Origin of the sequence: Enterococcus sp. LJL51, assembly GCF_049894025.1 — a bacterium.
GTDB lineage: Bacteria > Bacillota > Bacilli > Lactobacillales > Enterococcaceae > Enterococcus_L.
This window is the reverse complement of record NZ_JBNEQE010000005.1, coordinates 206,188-228,785: the sequence shown is the minus strand read 5'-3', so window position 1 is coordinate 228,785 and position 22,598 is coordinate 206,188. Positions and strand designations below refer to the sequence as shown.

Below are 22,598 nucleotides of genomic sequence, written 5' to 3'. Positions count from 1 at the left end.
CAGAATGCAAGAAGAAGCTTTCAGATGAAAAAACAGGTTCGATTTATCGACAACGGAAAATCGATGTAGAACCAGTGTTTGGGCATCTAAAGGCTCATTTGGCGTTCCATCGTTTCCATTTACGTGGAAAACAAGGAGCGAAGATTGATGTTGGTTTGGCTCTCATGGCACTAAATCTAAGAAAATTAGGAAAATATATGGAGAGAAAGAGAAGGGAAGAAAAAAAAACAAGCCCGATTTTGACATTCATCATCAAAATCGAGCTTATTTTCTTTTTGAGAGTGGATTATGTCCCACTCCCGATTACAAGGTAAACGAAGCCTATAGGGAATGGGCGGAAAAAGAATTTGATTTGTATGGGCGTGAAATTAAGCGGGGCAACGATATAGATGAAATGAGCCGCTTAGCCATAGAGCTGCGTGAAGGGGTGGATTACGACACCGGACGTCCTCTAACTGATGTAGAAAAAGCCCAGCGCTGGTCCATCGTATTGAGCAGTATTGCTCAAGTGAGTATCGCAGCGTATTATGCAGGACATCCGTTGACTGTGGATGATGTGGTGTTGAAGGATAAGGGAACTAGTGGGGCTGTTCATGAAACTGGTGGAATCAGGTAGAACATGGATACCTTGGGAGGAATAAGAAGATATGGCAATTTATATGTTAATGGTTAAGGATTTTGAAGACGAAAAAAGAGTTGTATATAGTATTGGTCCTAATGAAAATAGATTAGGAAAAATTGAATATAATAAAATCGAAAAGAAAACATTTCTTTTGCAAAAAGTTGATGATGAAAAAATTCCGGATAAAATGTATGTACAATGGGCAACTCAAAGAATAGGACAGATACTTTATCGAGAAGACGGGAAATTTCCAGATAGAACTTCTGTAGAAAGATAAATGTAGAAATAAAAAGGTATTTTATCATGAGACGGGTAATCAATTGATAAAGTCTTGAATTAGTTTGACGAAAGGTACTAGTAATTTAAAAACTAATACCTTTATTTACATAGAAAGAAAAGCCATTTTAGGATATTAAAAACTTGAAAGGAAGATACTTTATGGAACCGTGGTATAAAATTGATAAGAAACTAAAAAGTGGTGAATACTCTACTGAAGATTTATTTAATTATTTATCACATGATAATGATGGTGTACTGTATAATACCCTTTCGGTAATTGCAGAAAACAAAATTCAAGATATATTGCTTATTGAAAAAATAACAAAAATAGCAACTGGAAAAGATATAGCTTTAACTAAGGGATTGCCTGGAGTAACTATCAAGTTTGTTGCGATAGCAACACTAAGAGAATTAGGTACTACAGAGTATTTTGATTTGTTGAATGATGAAGAAAAGAACATAGTGCTAGGTGCTTTTTCATAATAAAGATTTTAATGAGCTTTTAGCTTTGAAAACGATGAAAGTTTATCGAAACTATTTTAGAACAATTGGTATTTGATTAGTTGTCAGACACAAGCTAGTTTATGATGAAAAATTTAGGTCTCGCTTACCAGTTTAATAGATTCTGAGGGTGAAATAGGAAAGGTATATATTGAACTTCGTCATCTGTATAAATATTTTATAAGCAAAGTGTGTTTCTACCAGTTGAGGTAAGTGCGCTTTGTCTATTTTAACTGTTAGTAGATAAGGGAGTTAATTTGATTTGGCTCAGTTGGATAAAAGGCTCTACGGGAAGAGTCAAGCTAGTTGATGATACGTATATACGTACACATGATGACAAAGCAACTATCATACTAAGAGATAAGTGAGATGAGATAAATGAAAAAACTAACAATAGAACAGTCTTTTAAATACTACCTTTCTTCTTTAAATAGATTAGGTATGAAAATAATTAATTTAGAAGATAAAGAAATCAAACATCAAATATTTGAAGAATTAGCGATTGATTATCCAGCTTCTTTTAGTCAATATACACGGGAAGTATTAGAAGAAAATGATATAATTGATAGAAATATTTCTCTTCTAAGTAAACAGCTACAAACAAAGCTTTTAGAACTCGAAAGAGGAGAAGTTTTATGGCATGTAAAAGCAGTAAAAACAGCATCAGAATGGAAAGAAATTTTGCAATTGTCTGATGAAATCAAGAAATTGATACATCAAAAATGGACAAACGAAGAGTTAGATTTTTTATTAGGTAAATAATTCTTTTTACTATTAGATGTCCTTAAGTTATCAATGGATAACAAAAATGCTAGCTGTATTTATTTTACAAAAGTGTAGTGTTTTTCTATTAATAGAATTAGTATTTAGCAAATTTTTTGGTGTTATTGAGGAGGTATTAGCGAATCAAAAGCTGATACCTTTTGGTATGTAAAAAAACAAGATATTTATATTGCTCTCTTAATAAACTCAGTGCTGGTCACTGGGAACAAAAGTGATTGACCTTCCATGCGTTTTCTTCTATGCTGTTTACAGAAGTGAATGCTCTAAAGGCAGCGGTGAATACTGGTTTGGCGCAAATCAAAAGCGGCAGTGCCTACAATGCAGAATACGGTGTCTTTGATATGTCCCGTATGAATATGGACTGGGCGACAACGATTGCAGAAAAGGCAGCCGACTGGCGCAAGCGCAAACTAAAAGAAGAAGGCATGGACCTTGATGAGAAGCTGAAAACCAGAAGATACGTTCAGGTTGATTTATATGGAATGAAAAGCTGGATGTGGCTGGAAAATCCACCGTATATTTCAGCGGATGATTATAAGGTAAACGAAGCCTATAGGGAATGGGCGGAAAAAGAATTTGATTTGTATGGGCGTGAAATTAAGCGGGGCAACGATATAGATCAAATGAGCCGCCTAGCCATAGAACTGCGTGAAGGGGTGGATTACGACACTGGACGTCCTCTAACTGATGTAGAAAAAGCCCAGCGCTGGTCCATCGTATTGAGCAGTATTGCTCAAGTAAGTATCGCAGCGTATTATGCAGGACATCCGTTGACTGCGGATGATGTGGTGTTGAAGGATAAGGGAACTGTTAACACTAAAACAGATTTTGGTGCAGAAAATCCAGTATCTGGGAACGATTGGAATAATTATTTTAAAGAACAGTATGGAATTGATAATGTTAGATGGAAAAATCCAGTTACTATTGATGAAATTTTTGATACACCAAGCTTTTTACTTGGAAAAAAATCCTAAGGATATTGTCGATTTATTAAAAAATCAGGGGTGGACAGTTACTCCGCTAAAAGATGGAAGATATGCCGGAATCTCTTTTGATGAAGGGGGAGGATATAGTATGAATCCGCCAGTTGGAACTAGTGGAAGTTCACGCTATGTTCAATATCATCCGGGAAAAGGTCATCATGGTGAGTTTCCATATTATAAGGTTTCTGCTCCAAATGAACCAGTTGTAAGAATTTACTCTAATGGCAGATATGAACTGGATTTCAAAAAATTAGGAGTTAAGACTTACCATATTGAAAGGTGATAAAATTATGAGGTATGATATAGAGGAATTATCGAAGATATATGAACTTTTTATCAATGGAATGAAATTTTTTTCCAGTGATTTTAATAAGCAGAGCCAAAATTTAAAACATGCAGCTCTTTCTGATGAATTAGCCTCCGATTTTTTGCACACGGATTTTGTGAGAGCAGAAATATTATGTGAAAATGAATGGATAACAGAAACGCAAATGGATTTAATGAAAAAAATTAAATCCATATTAGAGCAGATGAGTTTAGAGAAAAATTTATGGAGTGATGCTGCTGTGAAAAATTCTATAGAGTGGAAAAAATGTCGAGAAATAGGAAAAGAATTACTTGAATCATTGGGGTATTAAGTTGTTACTTAAGTTATGTAGAATTAGCTACTTGTTGATATGCTGTTTTTTATAGTTTATAGTTTATAGTTGTATCCAAGCACTGTCTTTTGGCAGTGCTTTAGCCTTTTTAAAATATAGATAAGAAAAAATCCAGAGTTGGTCCATCGTATTGAGCAGTATTGCTCAGGTGAGTATCGCAGCGTATTATGCAGGACATCCATTGACTGTGGACGATGTGGTGTTGAAGGATAAGAAAACTGGTGATCAGGTAATAAAAGAGAATATATCATATGAGAAAGTCAGTGGGACAGTGGACGATTCTCCATATGATTATCCAAAAGATATAGACGGAAATCCTATTCCTCTTAATAAGCATGGTGAGGTGGGAAATGAAATACCTTTACCAGATCCTCTAGCAGAAGGTCGTCCTCACACTATTTTGGGCGGGAAAGCTAGTTCTAAAACTGGTGAAGTATACAGACAGCTGAATTTAATGGATCATGGCTAAAAGTGGATGGGTATGATGTACCCTTAAGTGAAGTGCATTGGGGAAATCATGGACAACCCCAAGATCATCCTGATGTTCATCAACATGTTTTTACTTACGATTGGGTTCAAAAACGTTGGATACGTGGAGGAGTGGAAACATTCCATTTTCCAAAATAAAAAAAGAGGTGGTGTGTTATGGAATATTCGGTGGATTTATTTATCAAAGAGGAATATATTATTGCTTTGGGATTAACTGAAATACTTGTTCATTGGGGGAATGAATGGTTTTCACAAGATCCACAGCAATTTTCATTTAATGAAGAATTAATTTTCAAGAAAAAAGAGGATATAAATTTTTTTAAAAAATCATATGCCCTATTTATGAACAATGCTGAGATAACTGATAACTATATTGGATTTAGATTATTAGGTGAGCATGAGCTAATTAAAGACTTGGAGTGGGCTGTTAATAAAGAAAAGTCGGAATTAATTGATAATAAACTGCTTAATTTTTTTAGAAAAGTTTATGCATTACCTGACTTCATCGTCTTTTTTGTAAAAAATGGAGATGAAATTGATAAACATATCAGTGTTGATAATGAAAAAGAAATGGTAAATGCAATTTGTGATAGGTTGGATTTGAAAAATACTTTAGGAGGAGTTTTAATAACTAAAAGTGTTAAATAAAAAAATTTGATTACAAGGTTGACAATAATGACATTATAGAATTGATTCAACCCACAGCACATGGTTGGGAAGGGCTAGCTTTATATTATCATCTTGATTCAGGTTGGTACGAGGAAAGCCTTTGGGAAATAAAAGATAAAAAAGTACACTAAATCAATTTCAAGGTTTAGATATAAACGAGTTGAGATATATATAGTCTAAATTAATTCTAAAAATAATTTGTGGAATATTAAATAATGCAATCAAAGATAGTAGGACTGTTTGGATTGCTTTAGCATAAAAAACGCGAATCCCTTAACTAATAGAAATGCATGCATAATATTAGACGACTAAGGATTGAGATTTGGCAAAGTAGCTGTTTGAAAGCTATATTAGAGAAAAATATAATTAGAAATATTTTACATGAATGAAAAAAATGACAAACTTTCAACAATAATTCCAAATAAAATGAAGATTTTAATTTAGGTTAGGAAGGTTTTGAAATGATCAATTCAGAAAAAGTAAAAATATTACTAGAAGAAAGAATAAAATTATTACCAGATGAGCCAAAAGTTAACAGAATTTGGGAAGAATTAATCGAGATTTTTTCAAAAAATAAAAAAGAAACAAATGAATATTTAGCAATGGCTTCGAGAAAGCAAATAGAATGGATAAGTGAGGTTTTTGAAGATATTTCTGAGAACTTGCAGAGCAAAGAATTTATTAGTTTACTCAAAGAGTTAGAGAAAAAATTTTCAGATTTAGATTTATCTGTTGATATTTTATATGCTGAGAAAGCATTAAAAAAATAAACATACAAAATGGCACTCTGTTACTGGATTACCAGTCAAATCAGAAATCCTTGATAGAGAGTATACAATTACTAGTTGTTAACAAAGCTATATTTATTCTACAGAAATTTAAATTTTTTCTACTAGTATAATAAGTGTTTGGAAAAACGTTAATATGATAAAAAAGGTTTAGTGATTTAAATGACAATTCACTTGAGTAATATTTCAATTTCTAACATAGTAAGGTATTACAAAAATGGTAAATACATTGATTTTCATAAACCAATAGGAAAGATAATATTATTTGGAAAACAATAAAAAGGAGAGTAAAGTTGTGTGGAAAAAGTTATCTTTAAAGAATGTTTCAAAAATTGAGCGATGTGTTGGTGAATATAATATTTGGATGATAGGAATTCTTCCGTTTGGTAAAATGAAAGTAAAAATTTATGAAGATAAATCAGGCACTTTCTCTGGTTATACAGATATTAATATAAAATTGAGGTCTGATGATAATTACCCAGAGTCTGCTGTTGGTTTTGGTAAAACTCAGCAGGAAGCATTGAGTGAAACAATAAAAAACTTTAACGAACTTTTAGAAAGAGAATATCCAAAAGAACAGTTTCCAGAAGGTTTATCAGATGACCATATTGAATATACAGAACCATCAGATTTTTAGTAATATAGGAAAAAATTATGCCATCTGATTGGCATTAGTTAGTAAAGCTTTGAATAGTATACAGGTACTTATTAATTAACTTGAACGAATATTTCCTAATATAAATTTTGTTATAAAATACAAAAAATAATTTGGAGGTTAAATATGTATCAATACGAAATATATTTCGCAAATGATTATCTTTTTGAAATAATGACAGACCTATCACAAATTATGGGAATAAAATATGATAATGATAAACTACAAAAAGTATTTAAGTTTAAGGAAAAGAATAATGCAGAAAATCTTTTTATCAGCTATGAAGAAAATAGACAATATTTTATTTGTATTGATTGCGATAATGTAGATTGGATATATCCTTTAATTGTAAGATGTTCTGTTAAACAACATGAAGGAGTTAATAAGTGTATGTTGGAATGGGATAATAGAATTAGAGAAGAGTATGGACAAGATTTAACAGAGCGGATTGGCAATAGCTATGGAAATGAAGATACCTTATTAAAAAGAATTGAATCAAAATATAAGATTAGTATTTAATAAAAAAGACACTCTATCACTTGTTAATCAAGCTGCCAATGGCTAAAAAAACAACTTGTGATTATTGTACGAAAAATGCAGTGTTTTTCTATTAATGGAATTAGTATTTAACAAATTTCTAATGTTATTGAGGAGGTATTAGCGAATCAAAAGCTAATACCTTTTAATACATAAAAATTAAGATATCCACATTACTTTCATAAAAAAATCAATACCTTCAACCACATTGAGTGATGATTTCTTATAAAATTCAGTATTGGTTATTTAAAACAGAAGTGATTGTCCATCCATGCGTTTTCTTCTAAGCTGTTTCCAGAACCGAATGCTCTAAAGCCAGCTTTGAATATTGGTTTGACTGAGATAACAAGCAGCTGGCTAGTCCAAGTGCAAACTGAAAGAAGACGGCGTGGATCGTTATGTACGATGAGGTAGGGACTTGATGAAAATTTATGGATAATATCACCAGATTAGACGGTTTTTAAGAAAAGAGGAGAGGGAAAGTTAAATGAGAATAACATTTGATGCTGTAATACCGGCTGTTGATAGTGGCCGATTGTTGATGAAGATACCTGCTGAAGCAGCTGCAGGATTAGAGAAGGAGACAACACAAAAGGTACGTGTAACAATTAATGATAAAACTTACATATGTAATCTACTCTGTAAGATGGATGGCTTCTATCTGCATATTATCAGTAAAATAAAAAAAGATATAGGCTTAGGTGCACCCACTTCATTTACCCTTGAATCTATTGATAATAACGAAGAAAAACAGGAAGGGATTCACGGACAGGTTTTAGCTTGGGAAACAACAACATGCAAATCATTAATGCAAAAGGTTGGTATGAAAAAAGATGCACGTGTGATTGATTTCGGTTGCGGGTATGGGCACTATACAATTGGCTGCTCGCTGGCATTAGAACAAACAGGCGAAGTGTTTGCAGTAGATTGTGACGCGAAAGCATTGAAGTGGATCAAGGAAAAAGAACAGAGATATGCAATCCATAACATCAAAACTATTCATACAAATGGAGCTTCAGCGCTTGATTTTCCTGATAATAGTATAGATGTGATTTTGCTTTATGATATCGTTCATATTCAAGATAAAGAATCAAAAAATTCGATGGCGTCGATTCTTTTTAAGGAAGCGTACAGAGTGTTGAAAAAAGGTGGGATACTCTCAACACTTAACTTCAGCGGTGATCTTAAAAAAATGATGATTGAAAATGAAAAGAAGGCGATGACTGTTGAATCCATAGAACGTGAAATCCTTGAAACAGGATTTGAGTATAGTCATTCGGTAGCTGATGGTATTCATTTTGATTGGTATCACAGCAAATACAGATTGGAAAAGGGCTTATTGTTTAGTGAGTTGGAAAGAGGCCATATTTATAATTACGTGAAACCGGGATAAAAATTTATGTCACAAAGATGGATTTCATTTTAGTTCTAAGTATGAGCGACCCACGGTTATGAGAATATTTAGTGATAACGTCATTCAATACGGAATACATCAAAGCCTTTTTCAAATGAGGAGAGATAGATTTGAAATCAACCTATAAAATATTAGAGCAACTTAGAAATAAAGAGTTGTCAACAAAGGAAATTGAAGCTTATTTAACGATTGAAGATACATTACTGATGTATCATATTGTTGGATATATTTCGATGAATAGTATAGATACTTGTGAGGTAAAAAAATATTTGTTGGAAATGTCATTTAAAGATGATGATAAGTTTTATGCCAATGGCTATTTATTAAGTCACATAGGTACAGCTGGATTAAAAGCCTTGGGGCAAATGGAACAATACAATAATGCAAAACCAGTGGAAAAAGAAAGAGTGGACTCGTTATTGGAAGATTGGAAATGAATCAGCGAACAGACTGGAAGTTACACGAATTATCTATTGATAGTGACTTAGCTAGTGTCGAAGAGCAAGGGAAGTAGTCGAGCTAAAATTGACTTTAAAGATTTGGGAATTGGGATGTACCCTATTGAAAGGTGTTAAAAGTATGAACTACGATATAGAAGAATTATCAAAGATATATGATTTTTTTATTGGGGGAATAAAATTTTTTTCAAGTGATTTTAATAAGCAAAGTCAACATTTAAAAAATGCAGTTCTCTCTGATGAATTAGCTTCTGATTTTTTGTATACAGATTTTGTGAGAGCAGAAATATTATATGAACATGAATGGATAACAAAGAAGCAGATGGAGTTAATGAGCAAAATCAAACTCATGCTAGAACAGATGGGACTAGACAAAGATTTATGGGACGACGATGCTGTTAAAAATTCTGAAGAGTGGGAAAAATGTCGGAAAATGGGAAAAGAATTACTTAAATCATTAGATAATGGCGAATGATTCAATTAGTATAGGAGAATGAAAATGAAAAAAATAGATAAATGGAAGATGGAAGAAGAACTGCAGAAAGCTTTAGCAATAGAGTTTGTTAGTGACTATTGTAGAGAGAATAAGTTATCAATTAATAAATTAGAAAAACAACGATTTAGTCTAAGTTATAATGAATGTGGTTTTCTTCAACCGAGTGATGTAAAACCAAATGGTCTTATAAACGATCAAGAAACTATGTCTAAAGCTACATTAATAATTAGAAAAAGTGGTGATGAGTTGATAATAGAGGAGACACCTTATACGAGGGAGTATTTAAAAAAATAGCATAGAAACTCTTTTTATTTTGCGGCGTAATTAATAGAAAGTGTTAGATGTTCATAGATAACAGGAAAGTCTTGATAGGGGGAGAAGTTTTAAACAAATTTATCCTTTCACAATGCATCAAAAAAAGCCCTTCTTCACAACTAAATAAACCACCTAAGCAAAGGCTGAACCAGTTTTTGCTTAGGTGGTTTATTATTATTCAATCGTAGTTAATGCTTTTTCCGGGACAGCCTCTCTGGCTACTTCTTCGTAAGTTTCAATGTACGCGCCCTTGTTGTACAGCTTTAAGTATTTTCCAGTGGTTAATTCGCTAATGGCATTGAAATCGACTTCTCTTGTTTTACCATTTTCATCAGCTGCTTTCTGGATATACCGGGCGGTTCCATAGCCGTTAATCTCATCGGCTTCTTTGGTTTTTACGTATACTTCGCCTTCGGAAACAAGGGGATTGAAACGATCAACGATTCCTGCAAGCTCACCGGAAGAATTTCTGGTAAACAAAACCAGTCCTCCTAATAGAATAACTCCTGCTGCTAGTAACCCTGCTAATCCTTTGACTAATTTCATAAATAAAATTCCTCTCTTTCTTTGGGGGGGGGCTGAAAATTTCGAGACAGTTATTCTTGTGTGCCGTTGAAATCTCAAACACGTATTGGTAAGACAAGAGCTATTTTATCATGTACAGAAATTTTGAAATCCGTCTACAGGTTGATTTCTAAGTCAAACTTATTGATGAAAGACTATCCTGCGGATGGCTTAGTTTTTCTTTGCTTGGAGCACAAAAACGCCTTTACAACAGCTGATCCTTGACGAACGATTGTAAAGGTATTTTTGCTTTGAACGGAGTTTATTCTATTTTTATAGATTGGACTTATACATAATCCTGAACGGTTGTCTTGCTTTTTACTGCTTGTGAGAAGTCAGTAAAGATGCGCTGAGTAATATCGATTCCTTTTTCTCTGGAAATATACCAGCAGAACACTTGAAAAGGAATAATCGCTAGATAAGGAGCCTTGCGTTCATCTTTGCAGTTTCCTAGGGCTAAAGTATGTTTGTCTGCTGCAGCCTCAGAGCGTAATGAAATTGTAAAGACATGAGAAGTATGTTTTTGCTCGTAGGCTTTTAAAAGTCCTGCTTTTTCAATAATTTCAGGCCTTGCCGGCGTATCAAGGAAAAATAAGCGGTGCTCCGGATTGATTTCTAGATAAGGTCCATGCATAAAGGCTTCAAGTTCAACCCCTTGAGAAGGAACCCGAATGGTTTCTGAAAATTTTGTCTCCATTTCCTTTGCTGTACCGACAGCAGGACCATAGGCAATAGAGGTAAAGCGCGGTGCTTGTTGAAAGTCCTGACGGTGCTGCTCAAAGAAAGCTGTCGCACGCTCAATTGACTGATTAAAGCGGCTGGTCAATTCAAGGAACTCATCCAATTCAGCAAGCTCTTGTTCTTCGGAAATTAAGCCTTTCTTAACACCGATTCTAAGACCTAAAAGCATCAGTGCCAGTACAGTTGCCGAAAAGCCCAAGGTCACATAGCCTACTCGTTCACGACCGGATAGAATATCTAATGTAGTCGTAGTAACTTTTGTGATTTCACTGTCTGGAATACTGGTAACTGCCATTGTATGAACGGAATGATGGGCGGTTACCTTAGCCATAGCTTCAATGGTTGAAGTGCTTTGTCCGCTCTGGGAAATACCTAAAACGACCTGCAGCTCAGGATCAATTTTTTCATAATGAGTAAAGTTGTAGGGCTCTTCGATCGCCAGCTTCACCCCGGCAACAGCCTCGATATAATACTTGGCGCTTTTGGCTGCATTGATACTGGAACCAGTTCCCAGAACCAGCCAGTTATCAGCAGTTAAGCTCAGACCTTGGATCGCCTGATCAATATTTTTAGGATAGCTTTTAATTGCGTTTGTCAGCTTGTCCTGTTCTTCTAAAATATAAGAAAGCATTGTGGGTTTTGTCATGTTCATGGACTCCTTTGTACTAGGGACTGTCTGAAATGGTCATTTCTCAATCATTTTAGGCAAGTCCTAATTAAAATAGTTGATTAGGAAGTTGGCAATGCCATCTTCTGTATTTGTACCGGTTACATATTTCGCCTGGCTTTTTAGCTGATCAACAGCATTTCCCATCGCCACACTGACGCCGGAGGCCTGCAGCATTTCCAAATCGTTCAGACCATCGCCAAAGCTGATAATCCGTTTTTGAGGAACCGCTAGGCTTTTTTGAATTTGTTGGATGGCGGTGGCCTTATTTACTCCTTTGGGAATCAGCTCGATATTGTTTGGATGGGAGGAGGAAACAGAAAGTAAATTACTTTTTAAGAGTATTTCCCGAATAGCATCGAGTTCTGATTCCCGTTCGTCAGCGATGACAATGCCGTTAACGATCCGTGTGCTGACAGACATTAAAGTGTCTAGAGAATCAACGAACAGAAAATCCTCTTCTCCATTAGCAATGCGGGACTGATCATTTCTCTGCAAGTATTCCGGCAGCTGTTCTGTGTAAAAAACGGTATGTTCTCCAAAGAAAAACATCGGCAGCTGACAAGCAGTTACTGTTTCATAAACTAGCGCCAGTGCTTCTTTTGATAGCTGCTTTTTATGCAGTGTTTCATTTACTGAGTAAATACTGCCGTTTGATGCTACAACCTGAGTTTGCAGGGTTAGCCGCTGAGCGACTTGGAGAGCCGAAGAATATTTGCGCCCAGTGGCAACATAAAACTGATGACCTTCGGTTTGCAGCTCAGTAATGACAGTTCTGGTTTTCTGAGAGATATTTTGTTCCCGGTCAACTAGTGTGCCATCGATATCCATAAAGATTAAGTGTTTTTCCATTACGTTGTTCTACCCTTTCTAATGCCGCAGGACTCGCGAATAATCAAATCTGGCGAATGCAGCTCAATAGAACCAAGCGGCTCCTCGTTGATTAGCTTCAGCAGTCGTTTAACGGCTAGCTGTCCTAATATTTGGTTATGCTGATTGATTGTTGTGATGCGGGGAATCTGATACTCTCCATCTGGAAAGCTATCGCAGCTGGCAATGGCGATATCATCTGGACAGGAAAGTCCGTGATCCGCCAATGCCCGAAAAGCACCCACAGCCACTCGATCATTGATAGCTAGAACCGCATCAGGCATTTCTTTTTGTCGGATGATTTCTGTCATGGTTTGATACCCATCCTCAGTATAGAAATCGCTTAAGTAAAGCAGAGAGGAATCAAAAGTGCTGTATAGTGAAAGTGCCTTTTCGAATGCCTGAACCCTCTGAGTGGTAATTTTAACGCCAGGTTCTCCGCCAATAAAACCAATCCTTCGATAGCCGAGTGCTAATAAATGCTGCATGGCTAAAAAAACACCTTTTTCTAAATCACGTTCAAGAAAGGAGCAGGAACAGTCTTTTTGCTTTTGACCGACAATCAGCACAGGCACCTGTTGATTCAAGTGCTCCAAGGCCAGTAGATATTCCGGATTGGGTTCATCTAAGTCGATTTCGCCTCCGAGAATCAGAACCCCGTCTACTTTCTTTTCAAGAATGGTGTTGAAGGTATCCCGCTCAGTAAAGCTGCTGTCTGCCTTTTTTTGGTGTCCTGCAGTCATTGTATTGAAAAGCAGCAGGGAATAGTTTTGGTCCTGACTGGCAAGTTCAATTTCTGAAACAAGAGAAGTGAAGTACGGGTTAGTAATATCTGAAACAACGACTGCCAATGTTCGTGTTTTATTTGAAACCATGCCTCGGGCGAGCATACTGGGTTGAAAGCCTTCTTCCTTGATGATTGCCTGAACCTTAGCTCTTTTAGCAGGAGAAACAGATGGATGATTATTTAAAACACGGGAAACTGTTGAAACAGAAACACCGCTTTTTTTTGCTATTTCTTTAATCGTTATATTCTTTTTCATGTGAAAGGTCCTCCTCACTTCTTAGTGTATGTTAGGTATGAAAAAAAATCAAGAATTTTTGGTAACGTTTCTAAAATGTTTTAAAAAGTATTGACAGACGTATTTGAGTGAGGTTATTATAAGCGTGTAAGCGAAATCAATATATAATTATTTGGTAACGTTATCAGATTGCTGAGGTGAGTAAAAATGATGCAGACTGTTTTGGCTGTTGATTTAGGAGGAACAAAGATATTGGTAGGGGAGGTCACCGAAAATGGTGAGATTCTGTCCAGTGAAAAATATCCTTCGAATGTAGAAAACCAGCGGGTTGCTGTAGATAAAATAAAAGAGGCCATAAAAGACTATTTACATAACCACGTTCTTCACGGAAAGCTTGTGGGTATTGGGATTTGTGTAGTTGGTCGTGTTGATACTGAACAGGGCGAATGGCTGGAAATCCACCCCGGTCTTTCAGAAAAGATTTTTGTTGCTGATGAGATAAGCGGGCTGTTCCATTTGCCGTGCTGGGTAACGAACGATGTTTCTGGGGCTGCCATGGCTGAAAATATGCTTGGAGTGGGAAAAAAAGTTAAAGATTTTGTCTACATCAATATTGGTACAGGAATTGCCGGACGGATTATTACAAACGGCAGGTTAATCACAGGAGGACACTTCAATGCCGGTGAGGTTGGTCACATGGTTGTTGATATGAACAGTGAAGAGCAGTGTGCCTGCGGACGGACTGGCTGTGTAGAGCTGTTTGCTTCAGGTTTAGGCATGCATAATCAGACGATGAAGCTGGCAGCTGATTATCCTGAGAGTTCGCTGATTTCAGCGAAGGAGGAGAACAAGCGGATCTCATTTCAAGCGTTAATTCAAGCATATGAGGCAGAAGATTTGCTGGCACAGAAGGTAATTAATCAAGCGCTGCAGGCAGCGGCGGCATTGACGATGAATCTGGTTCGCGTCAGCGATCCTGAAGCGGTTGTATTCGGCGGTGGTGTGATGAACAGCGGGTGGTTTTTGAATCATTTGGTAACGTTTCTAAATGAGAAAACAATCCGTTTTGTTACAAAAGGTTTTTCTGTAACAGCCCTTGATCCTAATGCCGTGGCTTTGAAAGGAGCAGCAGCATTGGTTTTTATAAAACAGAAAGGAGAAAGAAAGAATGCATAATTTAGAAAAAGAACTGAGAGCTTCCGGCTATATCCATCGGCCGCTTCCTTTGGAGAGAACCTGGTCCTTTGAAAAACAGCAGCTGGACAAAGAGGTCATTCTGGCACAGCGGGCATTAGTTAATGATTACCGCAGTTGGCAGCATCGAGGGCGAGGTGAGATTGAAACCGCTTCCGACTCAGTTTCTTTGTTTAGCAGTACGCGCTATGATTCTTGGGCGGAAGGGGCGCCTGAGGATGGCGACTATGTGAACTTTGGTGAAGTCGAAGCTTATCTTCCTCTTACCAGAGAAGATTGGACGGATTTTACCCAAATAAAACTGGATATTTCAGCTGCTTGTGTGAATGTCGTCAATCCCTATGTAACGATTACGCTGGAAAATGACGGTGAAATTAAGATTCCAGATATCTACAATCGGGAAGGAACCCACGTTATCAATTTAGAAGGACAGTCGGTCAGTACCTATGTGCTTGATATCAGCAATTTACCGAGGGAAGCGGTTATCGGTATTCGAATTTTTTCCGGAGCAAATGGTTCCTATATGAATCTTCCGGGGCAGCTAAGCTATACCATCAGCAATGTACGTTTGGAGAAAAATCAACATAGTACTTCTGCCAAGGGCTGGCAGGCTCCTAATAGGGAAATTGTGTTTTCTCATATCGGCTATCATCCTCAATTTACGAAAACAGCTATTATTAATCGGGATGATTTTTCTGAAATGGGGTTTATATTAAACGATTCAAAAACCGGAGCTATCGTCTTCCAAGGGGACATCCAAACAGCTGAAACAGAAAATGGTCGATTTGGCTTGCTAGACTTTTCAGAGGTTCAAAATGAAGGTGAATACTATCTTCAAATTGGTGAGGTAAGGACTCAGCCGTTTCAAATTGGTCAGGTAACTGCGCTGAAAGAAGCGTCTATCTGGAAATCCTTAAACTTTATTTTCTGTGAGCGCTGCGGCTGTCCTATACATGGTATCCATGGAACTTGTCATGAGGATTTGACAGTGGAGTATAAAGGAGCGTTAGTCAATTTCAGCGGCGGCTGGCATGATGCTGGCGATTTGTCACAGCAATTGGTCCAGACTGCGGAAGTAACGGCAAGTCTTTTCGAAGCCGCAGAAGCGGTGCAGGAAAATGAATCCTTGTATCTGCGGCTGCTGGAGGAAGGCGAGTGGGGCATTGATTTTATCCTGAAAACACGTTTAGACAGTGGGGATCGGATTACCAGTGCAGGAATTACTCGTTGGACAGACAATCGCATTGGCACGATGGATGATGCTCTACCTCGAATTCACAACAGCCCCTATGATAATTTCCTGATTACAGGATTACTGGCAAAAATAATTAAAACACTGCCGGTAGAATATGTATTGAGGGAAAAGCTGCTTCAGGTGGTGAAGGAAGATTATCTTCATGCACTGTCTGGATTTGAACAAACAGGCTTTAAGCATGAACCTGTCTTTTGGGAGCATACCTACAGCATGTCTAAAAGCGGATTTTTAGCAACGATGTCTTGGACTGCAGCGCTGATGTATCAGTTGACAGCGGACAGCAGTTATTACAAACAAATGACGGGCTGGTTTGAAGAGCTTCTGGAATGTCAGGAGCATGAGGGAATCCAGTTAGATGACGGCACTATTTTGAAAGGAATGTTTTATCGAGATGAACGTCATCAGGTTTTTCAGCATTTCAATCATCAGGCGAGAGAGCACCTCTATGCTCAGGCGTTTGAAGAGGTACTAGCTGTCGTAGGCAACCAACACTCTGCTGAATGGCGGGAGCGGGCAGAAGAGTATGCAGGATATCTAGCATATCTTGGTCAGTTTACTGATCCGTATCCAATGTATGCCAGCGGTGTCTATAAAGAGAACGAGTGGCAGGAAAAAGAAAGCTTTTACAAACAGCATTTACTTGTGGACGTAGAAGCAGAAGACAGCTATCAAAAGCAGCTGCAGCAGGGAATAAAAATTGGTGAAGGGTTATATGTAAAACGCTTTCCTGTCTGGTTCTCCTTCCGCGGCAACAATGGCATTCTGCTCTCAATGGGAAAAAGTGCAGCAGTGATGGGACGTCTTTTGGAAAAGCAGCAATTAGTAGATATGGGGCATCAGCAGCTTCAATGGATGGTAGGTAAGAATCCATTTGGGCAATCGATGATATATGGTGAAGGTTATAACTATCCACAGCAGTATTCTGTTTCTTCAGGAGAATTGACAGGAGAGATGCCGGTTGGGATGCAGACCTTTGGCGATGAGGACCAGCCGTACTGGCCCCAGTTTAACAATGCCACCTATAAGGAAGTCTGGGTTGGTATAGCGGGGAAATGGCTATCATTGACAGCAGAGTTAATCAAATTTGAAAATAGAAAAGGGGAATAACACATGATGAAAGACGGCGCTTTTAACAAAGAAGCTTTAGGGGAAAAAATTGCTTTATATGCAAATAAAGTCGCAAGCAATCGTTTTATCGGAGCTATTCGTGATGCCTTTGCTACAACGATTCCAATTACTATTACAGCAGCATTTTTCCTGCTGGTGAATAATGTACTCTTGACAGAGAATACAGGACTTCTGCGCGGGATTCCCGGCAGAGAAATAATTTCAGAAATTTGTCTGCAGGCGTACAATGGCACACTTGGAATTTTAGGCTTAATGGTAACGTTTCTAATTGGTGTTCGTTTAGCTCGTTCTTATCATTCAGATGGTGCGTTAGAAGGAATCATCGCCTTAGCATGCTATGTTTCACTTGTGCCAAACGTAATTAATATTACTGGCTTTGATGGAACAGAGATTCAGACATCCGGTGCATTAACGCAAACCTTTACAAGTGCTTCTGCCATGTTGCTAGGTATTCTGGCTGCCTTAATCAGTGTGCCAATGGTCACAAAATTATCGGCAAATAACCGTTTGAAAATAAAGATGCCTGAAAGCGTACCGCCAGCAATCGCAAAATCCTTTAACAGCTTAATCCCAGCTGTTCTGACAATAAGTGTTTTTGCTATCGGTGAGGTTGTACTGCGCACGGTGACTGGTCTGACTATACCGGAAATCATTGTCAATATTTTACAGGCACCACTAGTAGGCGGCTTCCAAACGCTTCCGGGAATTTTATTATATGTTTTTCTTTCAACCTTTGTATTCATTTTTGGTATTCATGGTGCTTTTGTTTTTGGTGCTATTTCTGGTCCAATCCTACTGACATCACTACAGCAGAATGTGGAAGCAATCAATGCTGGTTCGGCAGCACCGAATATTGTTACACAACCATTCCTTGATGCGTATGTTTATATGGGCGGCGGTGGAACTATGATTTGTCTGGTTATCGCGGTGCTGTTGTTTTCTAAAAGAGAAGATCAACGGATGATTGCTAAGCTGGGCGGTGTATCTAGTCTATTTAATATCAGCGAACCCATGATGTTTGGTCTGCCAATCGTGTTTAATCCAGTTTATGCAATTCCATTTTGTATCGTACCAATGGTATCTACCTTACTAGCTTATATTGCAACAAGTCTGCAGCTGGTAAATCCGACCTATATTCTTATTCCTTGGGTTACACCTCCAGTTTTATCCGGATATCTAGCAACAGCAGGAGATTTCCGGGCAGCTATTTTACAGATTGTAATCATTGTCGCAGGTACATTCATTTACATGCCGTTTGTTATGTTTTCCAATAAAATGGAAGAAAAGGCATAATCCAGCTGGAAGAATCAGATAGTATACTATAGATAATGATGAAGTAGCGAGTATTCGGTTAATAAAATTCAGAGAATTTCTTCTTGACTTTCATGAAAATCTCTAGTAGTTTATATATAATATTGAAAGTCAAAGAAGGAACGAGTAAATCTTGAATCCTATGTACAAGAGAAGGCTGCCGCTGGCTGAAAGCAGCTTCAAGGAGACGATTGAAAGACATTCCGGAGATGAATGGAGGAAAAGCCATTCCGTTGCGAGCGTTAATCGTTGAGATGAAAGAGCAATCTTTCAAAATTAGGTGGTACCACGTATGATTATTCATCCGTCCTTGTAGTGATACAAGGACGGATTTTTTTATTCTGTAAGACAGCTTTCAGCTGCATCAGAAGAAGTCAGCACTGAATAAATCCTAATATGCTGATAAATGATAAAACCGATAGTTAGATTTAATGAGGAAAAGAATGAATGGAGGAACAATCAATGAACTATCAAAAGCCGAAGGGCACAAGTGATTTATTGCCGGGAACAACAGAGCAATGGCAATTTATTGAAGAGACAGCCCGTCTCCTTTTCCGGGATTACCAATATCAGGAAATTCGCACACCAATTTTTGAACATTATGAAGTGATTTCACGCAGTGTAGGTGATACAACAGATATTGTCTCAAAAGAGATGTATGATTTTTATGATAAAGGGGACCGCCACATTACCTTACGGCCGGAGGGGACCGCGCCAATTGTTCGGGCATTTGTTGAAAACAAGCTATTTGGACCTGAATATGCGAAGCCGTATAAGGCATATTATATCGGACCAATGTTTCGTTATGAACAGCCTCAGGCTGGACGTATGCGTCAGTTTCACCAGATTGGGGTAGAAGCCTTTGGCAGTGAAAATCCTGCAGTTGATGTGGAAACAATGGCTATGGCTATGGATTTCTTCAAACAGCTTGGTGTCAATCAAATCAAATTGGTTATCAATTCTTTAGGAGATAAAGAAAGCCGTGCAGCTTACCGTCAGGCATTAATCGATTATCTTGAGCCGAAAGCAGATGAATTGAGTGAAGATTCTAAGCGCCGCCTTCATGAAAACCCACTAAGAGTGCTGGATAGTAAAGATAGAAAAGATAAAGCAATCGTTAAAGATGCACCCTCAATATTGGACTATCTGAATGAGAAATCAAAGACACATTTTGAAACAGTGACAGATATGCTTGATGAGTTGGGAATTTCTTATACAATTGATAAAAATATGGTTCGCGGTCTGGACTACTATACACAGACAATTTTTGAAATTATGAGTGAAGCCCCTGGTATGGGTGCACAGTCAACTGTCTGTGCGGGCGGACGTTATGATGGTCTGGTGGAAGAGCTGGGCGGACCGGAAACACCTGGTTTTGGTTTTGCGATGGGAATTGAACGGATTTTATTAACCTTGAAAGCTGAGGAAATCCTACTACCGGAAATTGATGAATTAGATGTCTATGTTGTGGGCATTGGAGCAGAAACCAATATTGCTTCATTAAAACTGGTTCAGGCTGTGAGGAATTTCGGATTTTCAGCTGACCGTGACTTTATGAATCGTAAACCAAAGGCTCAATTTAAGTCGGCAGCGAAGCTAAATGCCAAACTGGTTCTGACAATCGGTGAAAGCGAGCTTGCAGAAGGAATCGTGAATGTTAAAGGAATGGCAAGCCGGGAAGAAAAGCCGTTCAAGCTGACTGATATCTATGAAAATTTTGGTGAAGTTTATGATGAGATGACAACTGTGATGTTTGATTAAACTGATATTTTTGAAAGAGGTTGAGACAAAAGTGTTTTGCTCCGAGAAATAAGACGGATTATCCGAAAATAGCTTTTCATATTTTTGAGATAGTTCGGCATATTTCCGAGAGAGCTACTTTTGGAACACCGTTTATTCAGATTTTAGAGAAAGAAGAGTCCAGGCATTAACTTATGTCCCAAACGCAGGTTCAACTCAAATGAAAAGGAGAATGATGATGGTACAACGAACAGTATATTGTGGAAATGTAACGAAGGAATTAGTTGATAAAGAAGTCGTATTGAAGGGCTGGGTTCAGAAACGCCGGGATCTTGGCGGCGTCATTTTTATCGACCTTAGAGATAGAGAAGGGATTGTTCAGATTGTATTTAACCCTGAACATTCAAAAGAAGCATGGGAAATTGCAGACAAATGCCGCAGTGAGTACGTTATCGAAATTACCGGGAAAGTCCGCTATCGGGATGCAGATGCGATTAACCCTAAAATGCCGACAGGTGAGTTTGAAGTTATGGCAACAGCTATTACCATTCTTAATAAGGCAAAAACACCGCCGTTTCTGATTGAAGATGACAATAATGTCAACGACGAGCTGCGGATGAAGTACCGCTACCTTGATCTACGCCGTCCGGCGATGACTGAGAACTTCAAGCTTCGCCATCAAGTGACTAAATCAATTCGTCATTATTTAGATGACAGTTCTTTTATGGATATAGAAACACCTTATCTAGGCAAATCATCTCCTGAAGGGGCACGGGACTACTTAGTTCCTTCAAGAGTACATGCAGGGCATTTTTATGCATTGCCGCAGTCGCCGCAAATCTTTAAACAGTTATTAATGGGTGCTGGCTTCGACCGTTATTATCAAATCGTTCGTTGTTTCCGTGATGAGGACTTGCGTGGTGACCGTCAGCCGGAATTTACCCAGGTGGATATTGAGACAACCTTTCTGACTGCTGAAGAAATTCAGACAATGACAGAAGAGATGCTGGCTAAGGTAATGAAAGAAGCTAAAGGTGTAGAGCTGCCGCTGCCGTTTCCTCGTATTAGCTATGATGAAGCGATGGCACGCTACGGTAGTGACAAGCCGGATACCCGCTTTGATATGGAGCTGATTGATATTGCGCCAGTTGTTAAGGATGTTGAGTTTAAAGTGTTCCAAATGGCGCTGCAAAGCGGCGGACAGGTAAAAGCACTGAATGCTAAAGGAGCTGCAGACAAATACTCTCGTAAAGATATGGATAATTTAGGGCAGTATGTGAGTCAGTTTGGCGCTAAAGGCTTGGCTTGGCTGAAGGTAGAAGAAGACGGTCTGAAAGGACCAATTGCCAAATTCTTAACAGAAATTACTGATGAGCTGATTAAAGTAACTAACGCTGAGGTGGGTGATTTGCTGATGTTCGCGGCAGATACTCCGGGAATCGTTGCCGCCTCTTTAGGAGCTATCCGTACACGTATGGGGAAAGAGCTGAATTTGATTGATGAATCTAAATTCAACTTCCTGTGGGTTGTCGACTGGCCGCTATTTGAATATGATGAAGATGCGGAACGCTATGTCTCTGCGCACCATCCATTTACGCTGCCGCGTGAGGAGCATATTGAGTTGCTTGCTACAGCACCGGAGAAGGTTTACGCACAAGCGTACGACGTTGTATTGAACGGTTATGAGCTGGGCGGAGGTTCTCTTCGTATCTATCAGCGTGAGCTGCAGGAGAAAATGTTTGAAACGCTAGGACTTGAGCCTGAAGTTGTCCAAGAGCAATTTGGCTACTTGCTGGATGCACTTTCCTACGGTTTCCCGCCTCATGGGGGAATTGCTTTAGGATTGGATCGTTTGGTCATGTTGCTTGCTGGTGAGGAAAATATCCGTGAAGTGATTGCCTTCCCTAAAAATGGTAAAGCGGCTGATCCAATGAATAACGCGCCAAGTACAGTATCTCCGCTTCAGTTATTCGAACTGAATCTTGACGTAACAGCAGTAGATGAGTAAATAGACCAAGAGACATCACGCCGTTCGCGGGATGTCTCTTGTTTTTTTATATAAATAAGCTAACTGCCGCAGGGATGAATGTAAAAAAGGAGGCAACGGGTATTAATCGAAACAGTTACTGGACTACTCTTTAAGTTTTTTATAGACGCAGATAATCTTCTTTCATTATTAAGAAAATTTCGTATAATATATATAATCCTATTTAGAGCGTGTGTGGAAATTACACAAATATCTGATTTTTGGAGACAAATGATTTTTAATGGACCAAGATTAGGGGGAGACAGTACCATACTCCCATTACCTAAAATCGAATAAACAGCGTTTCAGGGGCTACTTCCTCAAAAAAATAAGTCGAATCATACTGAAAATGAAAGAACGCTTTAGACAGGTATCAATCAACAGCTCCTTGATTCCTGTCCAGTCTTTCGTGACAATTTCGTTGTACCCGCC

General features: G+C 38.1%; 26 protein-coding genes and 1 other annotated feature. Of the genes, 22 read left to right on the top strand and 4 right to left on the bottom strand.

Going from position 1 to position 22,598, the window contains the following annotated elements:
• From ACPWSO_RS07575 to ACPWSO_RS07495, 17 genes are all read left to right on the top strand, one after another.
• Positions 1 to 314, top strand: a 314-nt coding sequence (locus ACPWSO_RS07575) for a transposase (RefSeq protein WP_426082300.1), incomplete at its 5' end; no start/stop codon positions are given.
• 38 nt (positions 315 to 352) lie between these two features.
• Positions 353 to 616 carry a hypothetical protein gene (locus ACPWSO_RS07570; RefSeq protein ID WP_426082299.1) on the top strand — a complete coding sequence of 88 codons (264 nt, stop codon included), beginning with the start codon at positions 353 to 355 and terminating at the stop codon, positions 614 to 616.
• Between the two features lie 31 nt (positions 617 to 647).
• Positions 648 to 899: a hypothetical protein gene (locus ACPWSO_RS07565; protein ID WP_426082298.1), complete on the top strand. Its 252-nt coding sequence runs from the start codon at positions 648 to 650 to the stop codon at positions 897 to 899.
• A 161-nt stretch (positions 900 to 1,060) separates the two neighbouring features.
• Positions 1,061 to 1,384 (top strand): hypothetical protein, encoded by a 324-nt coding sequence (locus ACPWSO_RS07560; protein ID WP_426082297.1) that lies wholly within the window; start codon positions 1,061 to 1,063, stop codon positions 1,382 to 1,384.
• A gap of 396 nt (positions 1,385 to 1,780) precedes the next feature.
• On the top strand, positions 1,781 to 2,164 hold the full coding sequence (locus ACPWSO_RS07555; RefSeq protein WP_426082296.1) for a hypothetical protein: 384 nt from the start codon (positions 1,781 to 1,783) through the stop codon (positions 2,162 to 2,164).
• 236 nt (positions 2,165 to 2,400) lie between these two features.
• The gene (locus tag ACPWSO_RS07550) at positions 2,401 to 3,159 is read left to right on the top strand and encodes a hypothetical protein (RefSeq protein WP_426082295.1); all 759 of its coding nucleotides are present in this window, start codon (positions 2,401 to 2,403) and stop codon (positions 3,157 to 3,159) included.
• Positions 3,143 to 3,451, top strand: a complete 309-nt coding sequence (locus tag ACPWSO_RS07545; protein WP_426082294.1) for a hypothetical protein — start codon at positions 3,143 to 3,145, stop codon at positions 3,449 to 3,451. The genes ACPWSO_RS07550 and ACPWSO_RS07545 overlap by 17 nt, the downstream gene beginning before the upstream one ends.
• A gap of 7 nt (positions 3,452 to 3,458) precedes the next feature.
• Entirely contained in the window at positions 3,459 to 3,806 is a 348-nt protein-coding gene (locus tag ACPWSO_RS07540; protein ID WP_426082293.1) for a hypothetical protein, read from the top strand.
• Between the two features lie 169 nt (positions 3,807 to 3,975).
• Entirely contained in the window at positions 3,976 to 4,296 is a 321-nt protein-coding gene (locus ACPWSO_RS07535) for a hypothetical protein (RefSeq protein WP_426082292.1), read from the top strand.
• A gap of 176 nt (positions 4,297 to 4,472) precedes the next feature.
• On the top strand, positions 4,473 to 4,964 hold the full coding sequence (locus ACPWSO_RS07530) for a hypothetical protein (protein WP_426082290.1): 492 nt from the start codon (positions 4,473 to 4,475) through the stop codon (positions 4,962 to 4,964).
• A 482-nt stretch (positions 4,965 to 5,446) separates the two neighbouring features.
• On the top strand, positions 5,447 to 5,755 hold the full coding sequence (locus ACPWSO_RS07525) for a hypothetical protein (protein WP_426082288.1): 309 nt from the start codon (positions 5,447 to 5,449) through the stop codon (positions 5,753 to 5,755).
• Positions 5,756 to 6,068: 313 nt separating this feature from the next.
• Entirely contained in the window at positions 6,069 to 6,410 is a 342-nt protein-coding gene (locus ACPWSO_RS07520) for a hypothetical protein (protein WP_426082287.1), read from the top strand.
• A 144-nt stretch (positions 6,411 to 6,554) separates the two neighbouring features.
• The gene (locus ACPWSO_RS07515) at positions 6,555 to 6,947 is read left to right on the top strand and encodes a hypothetical protein (protein WP_426082285.1); all 393 of its coding nucleotides are present in this window, start codon (positions 6,555 to 6,557) and stop codon (positions 6,945 to 6,947) included.
• A 505-nt stretch (positions 6,948 to 7,452) separates the two neighbouring features.
• Positions 7,453 to 8,358, top strand: a complete 906-nt coding sequence (locus tag ACPWSO_RS07510) for a class I SAM-dependent methyltransferase (protein ID WP_426082284.1) — start codon at positions 7,453 to 7,455, stop codon at positions 8,356 to 8,358.
• A 131-nt stretch (positions 8,359 to 8,489) separates the two neighbouring features.
• Positions 8,490 to 8,816, top strand: coding sequence for a hypothetical protein (locus ACPWSO_RS07505; RefSeq protein ID WP_426082283.1), 327 nt, complete (start codon positions 8,490 to 8,492; stop codon positions 8,814 to 8,816).
• A gap of 124 nt (positions 8,817 to 8,940) precedes the next feature.
• A complete protein-coding gene (locus ACPWSO_RS07500) occupies positions 8,941 to 9,312 on the top strand; it encodes a hypothetical protein (RefSeq protein WP_426082281.1) in 372 nt (123 codons plus the stop codon).
• A gap of 24 nt (positions 9,313 to 9,336) precedes the next feature.
• Complete coding sequence (locus ACPWSO_RS07495) at positions 9,337 to 9,627, top strand: hypothetical protein (protein ID WP_426082280.1); 291 nt, start codon at positions 9,337 to 9,339, stop codon at positions 9,625 to 9,627.
• Between the two features lie 195 nt (positions 9,628 to 9,822).
• On the opposite strand, the gene ACPWSO_RS07490 is transcribed toward ACPWSO_RS07495, so the two are convergent.
• The 4 genes from ACPWSO_RS07490 to ACPWSO_RS07475 form a co-directional block, all read right to left on the bottom strand.
• Positions 9,823 to 10,194, bottom strand: a complete 372-nt coding sequence (locus tag ACPWSO_RS07490; protein ID WP_426082278.1) for a YxeA family protein — start codon at positions 10,192 to 10,194, stop codon at positions 9,823 to 9,825.
• A 304-nt stretch (positions 10,195 to 10,498) separates the two neighbouring features.
• On the bottom strand, positions 10,499 to 11,599 hold the full coding sequence (locus ACPWSO_RS07485; RefSeq protein ID WP_426082277.1) for an SIS domain-containing protein: 1,101 nt from the start codon (positions 11,597 to 11,599) through the stop codon (positions 10,499 to 10,501).
• Positions 11,600 to 11,665: 66 nt separating this feature from the next.
• Positions 11,666 to 12,472 carry an HAD family hydrolase gene (locus tag ACPWSO_RS07480; protein ID WP_426082275.1) on the bottom strand — a complete coding sequence of 269 codons (807 nt, stop codon included), beginning with the start codon at positions 12,470 to 12,472 and terminating at the stop codon, positions 11,666 to 11,668.
• Positions 12,472 to 13,533, bottom strand: a complete 1,062-nt coding sequence (locus tag ACPWSO_RS07475) for a LacI family DNA-binding transcriptional regulator (protein ID WP_426082274.1) — start codon at positions 13,531 to 13,533, stop codon at positions 12,472 to 12,474. The genes ACPWSO_RS07480 and ACPWSO_RS07475 overlap by 1 nt, the downstream gene beginning before the upstream one ends.
• A 186-nt stretch (positions 13,534 to 13,719) precedes the next feature.
• Here ACPWSO_RS07475 and ACPWSO_RS07470 point away from each other — a divergent pair, with 186 nt between their 5' ends.
• From ACPWSO_RS07470 to aspS, 5 genes are all read left to right on the top strand, one after another.
• Positions 13,720 to 14,688 (top strand): ROK family protein, encoded by a 969-nt coding sequence (locus ACPWSO_RS07470; protein ID WP_426082273.1) that lies wholly within the window; start codon positions 13,720 to 13,722, stop codon positions 14,686 to 14,688.
• Positions 14,681 to 17,068, top strand: a complete 2,388-nt coding sequence (locus ACPWSO_RS07465; RefSeq protein ID WP_426082272.1) for a glycoside hydrolase family 9 protein — start codon at positions 14,681 to 14,683, stop codon at positions 17,066 to 17,068. The genes ACPWSO_RS07470 and ACPWSO_RS07465 overlap by 8 nt, the downstream gene beginning before the upstream one ends.
• A gap of 3 nt (positions 17,069 to 17,071) precedes the next feature.
• A complete protein-coding gene (locus ACPWSO_RS07460; RefSeq protein ID WP_426082271.1) occupies positions 17,072 to 18,382 on the top strand; it encodes a PTS sugar transporter subunit IIC in 1,311 nt (436 codons plus the stop codon).
• Between the two features lie 123 nt (positions 18,383 to 18,505).
• Positions 18,506 to 18,715: a binding site (T-box leader), on the top strand.
• A 147-nt stretch (positions 18,716 to 18,862) separates the two neighbouring features.
• Positions 18,863 to 20,161 carry a histidine--tRNA ligase gene (hisS, locus tag ACPWSO_RS07455; RefSeq protein ID WP_426082270.1) on the top strand — a complete coding sequence of 433 codons (1,299 nt, stop codon included), beginning with the start codon at positions 18,863 to 18,865 and terminating at the stop codon, positions 20,159 to 20,161.
• Between the two features lie 217 nt (positions 20,162 to 20,378).
• Positions 20,379 to 22,148 carry an aspartate--tRNA ligase gene (aspS, locus tag ACPWSO_RS07450; RefSeq protein WP_426082269.1) on the top strand — a complete coding sequence of 590 codons (1,770 nt, stop codon included), beginning with the start codon at positions 20,379 to 20,381 and terminating at the stop codon, positions 22,146 to 22,148.
• The last annotated feature ends 450 nt before the right edge of the window (positions 22,149 to 22,598 follow it).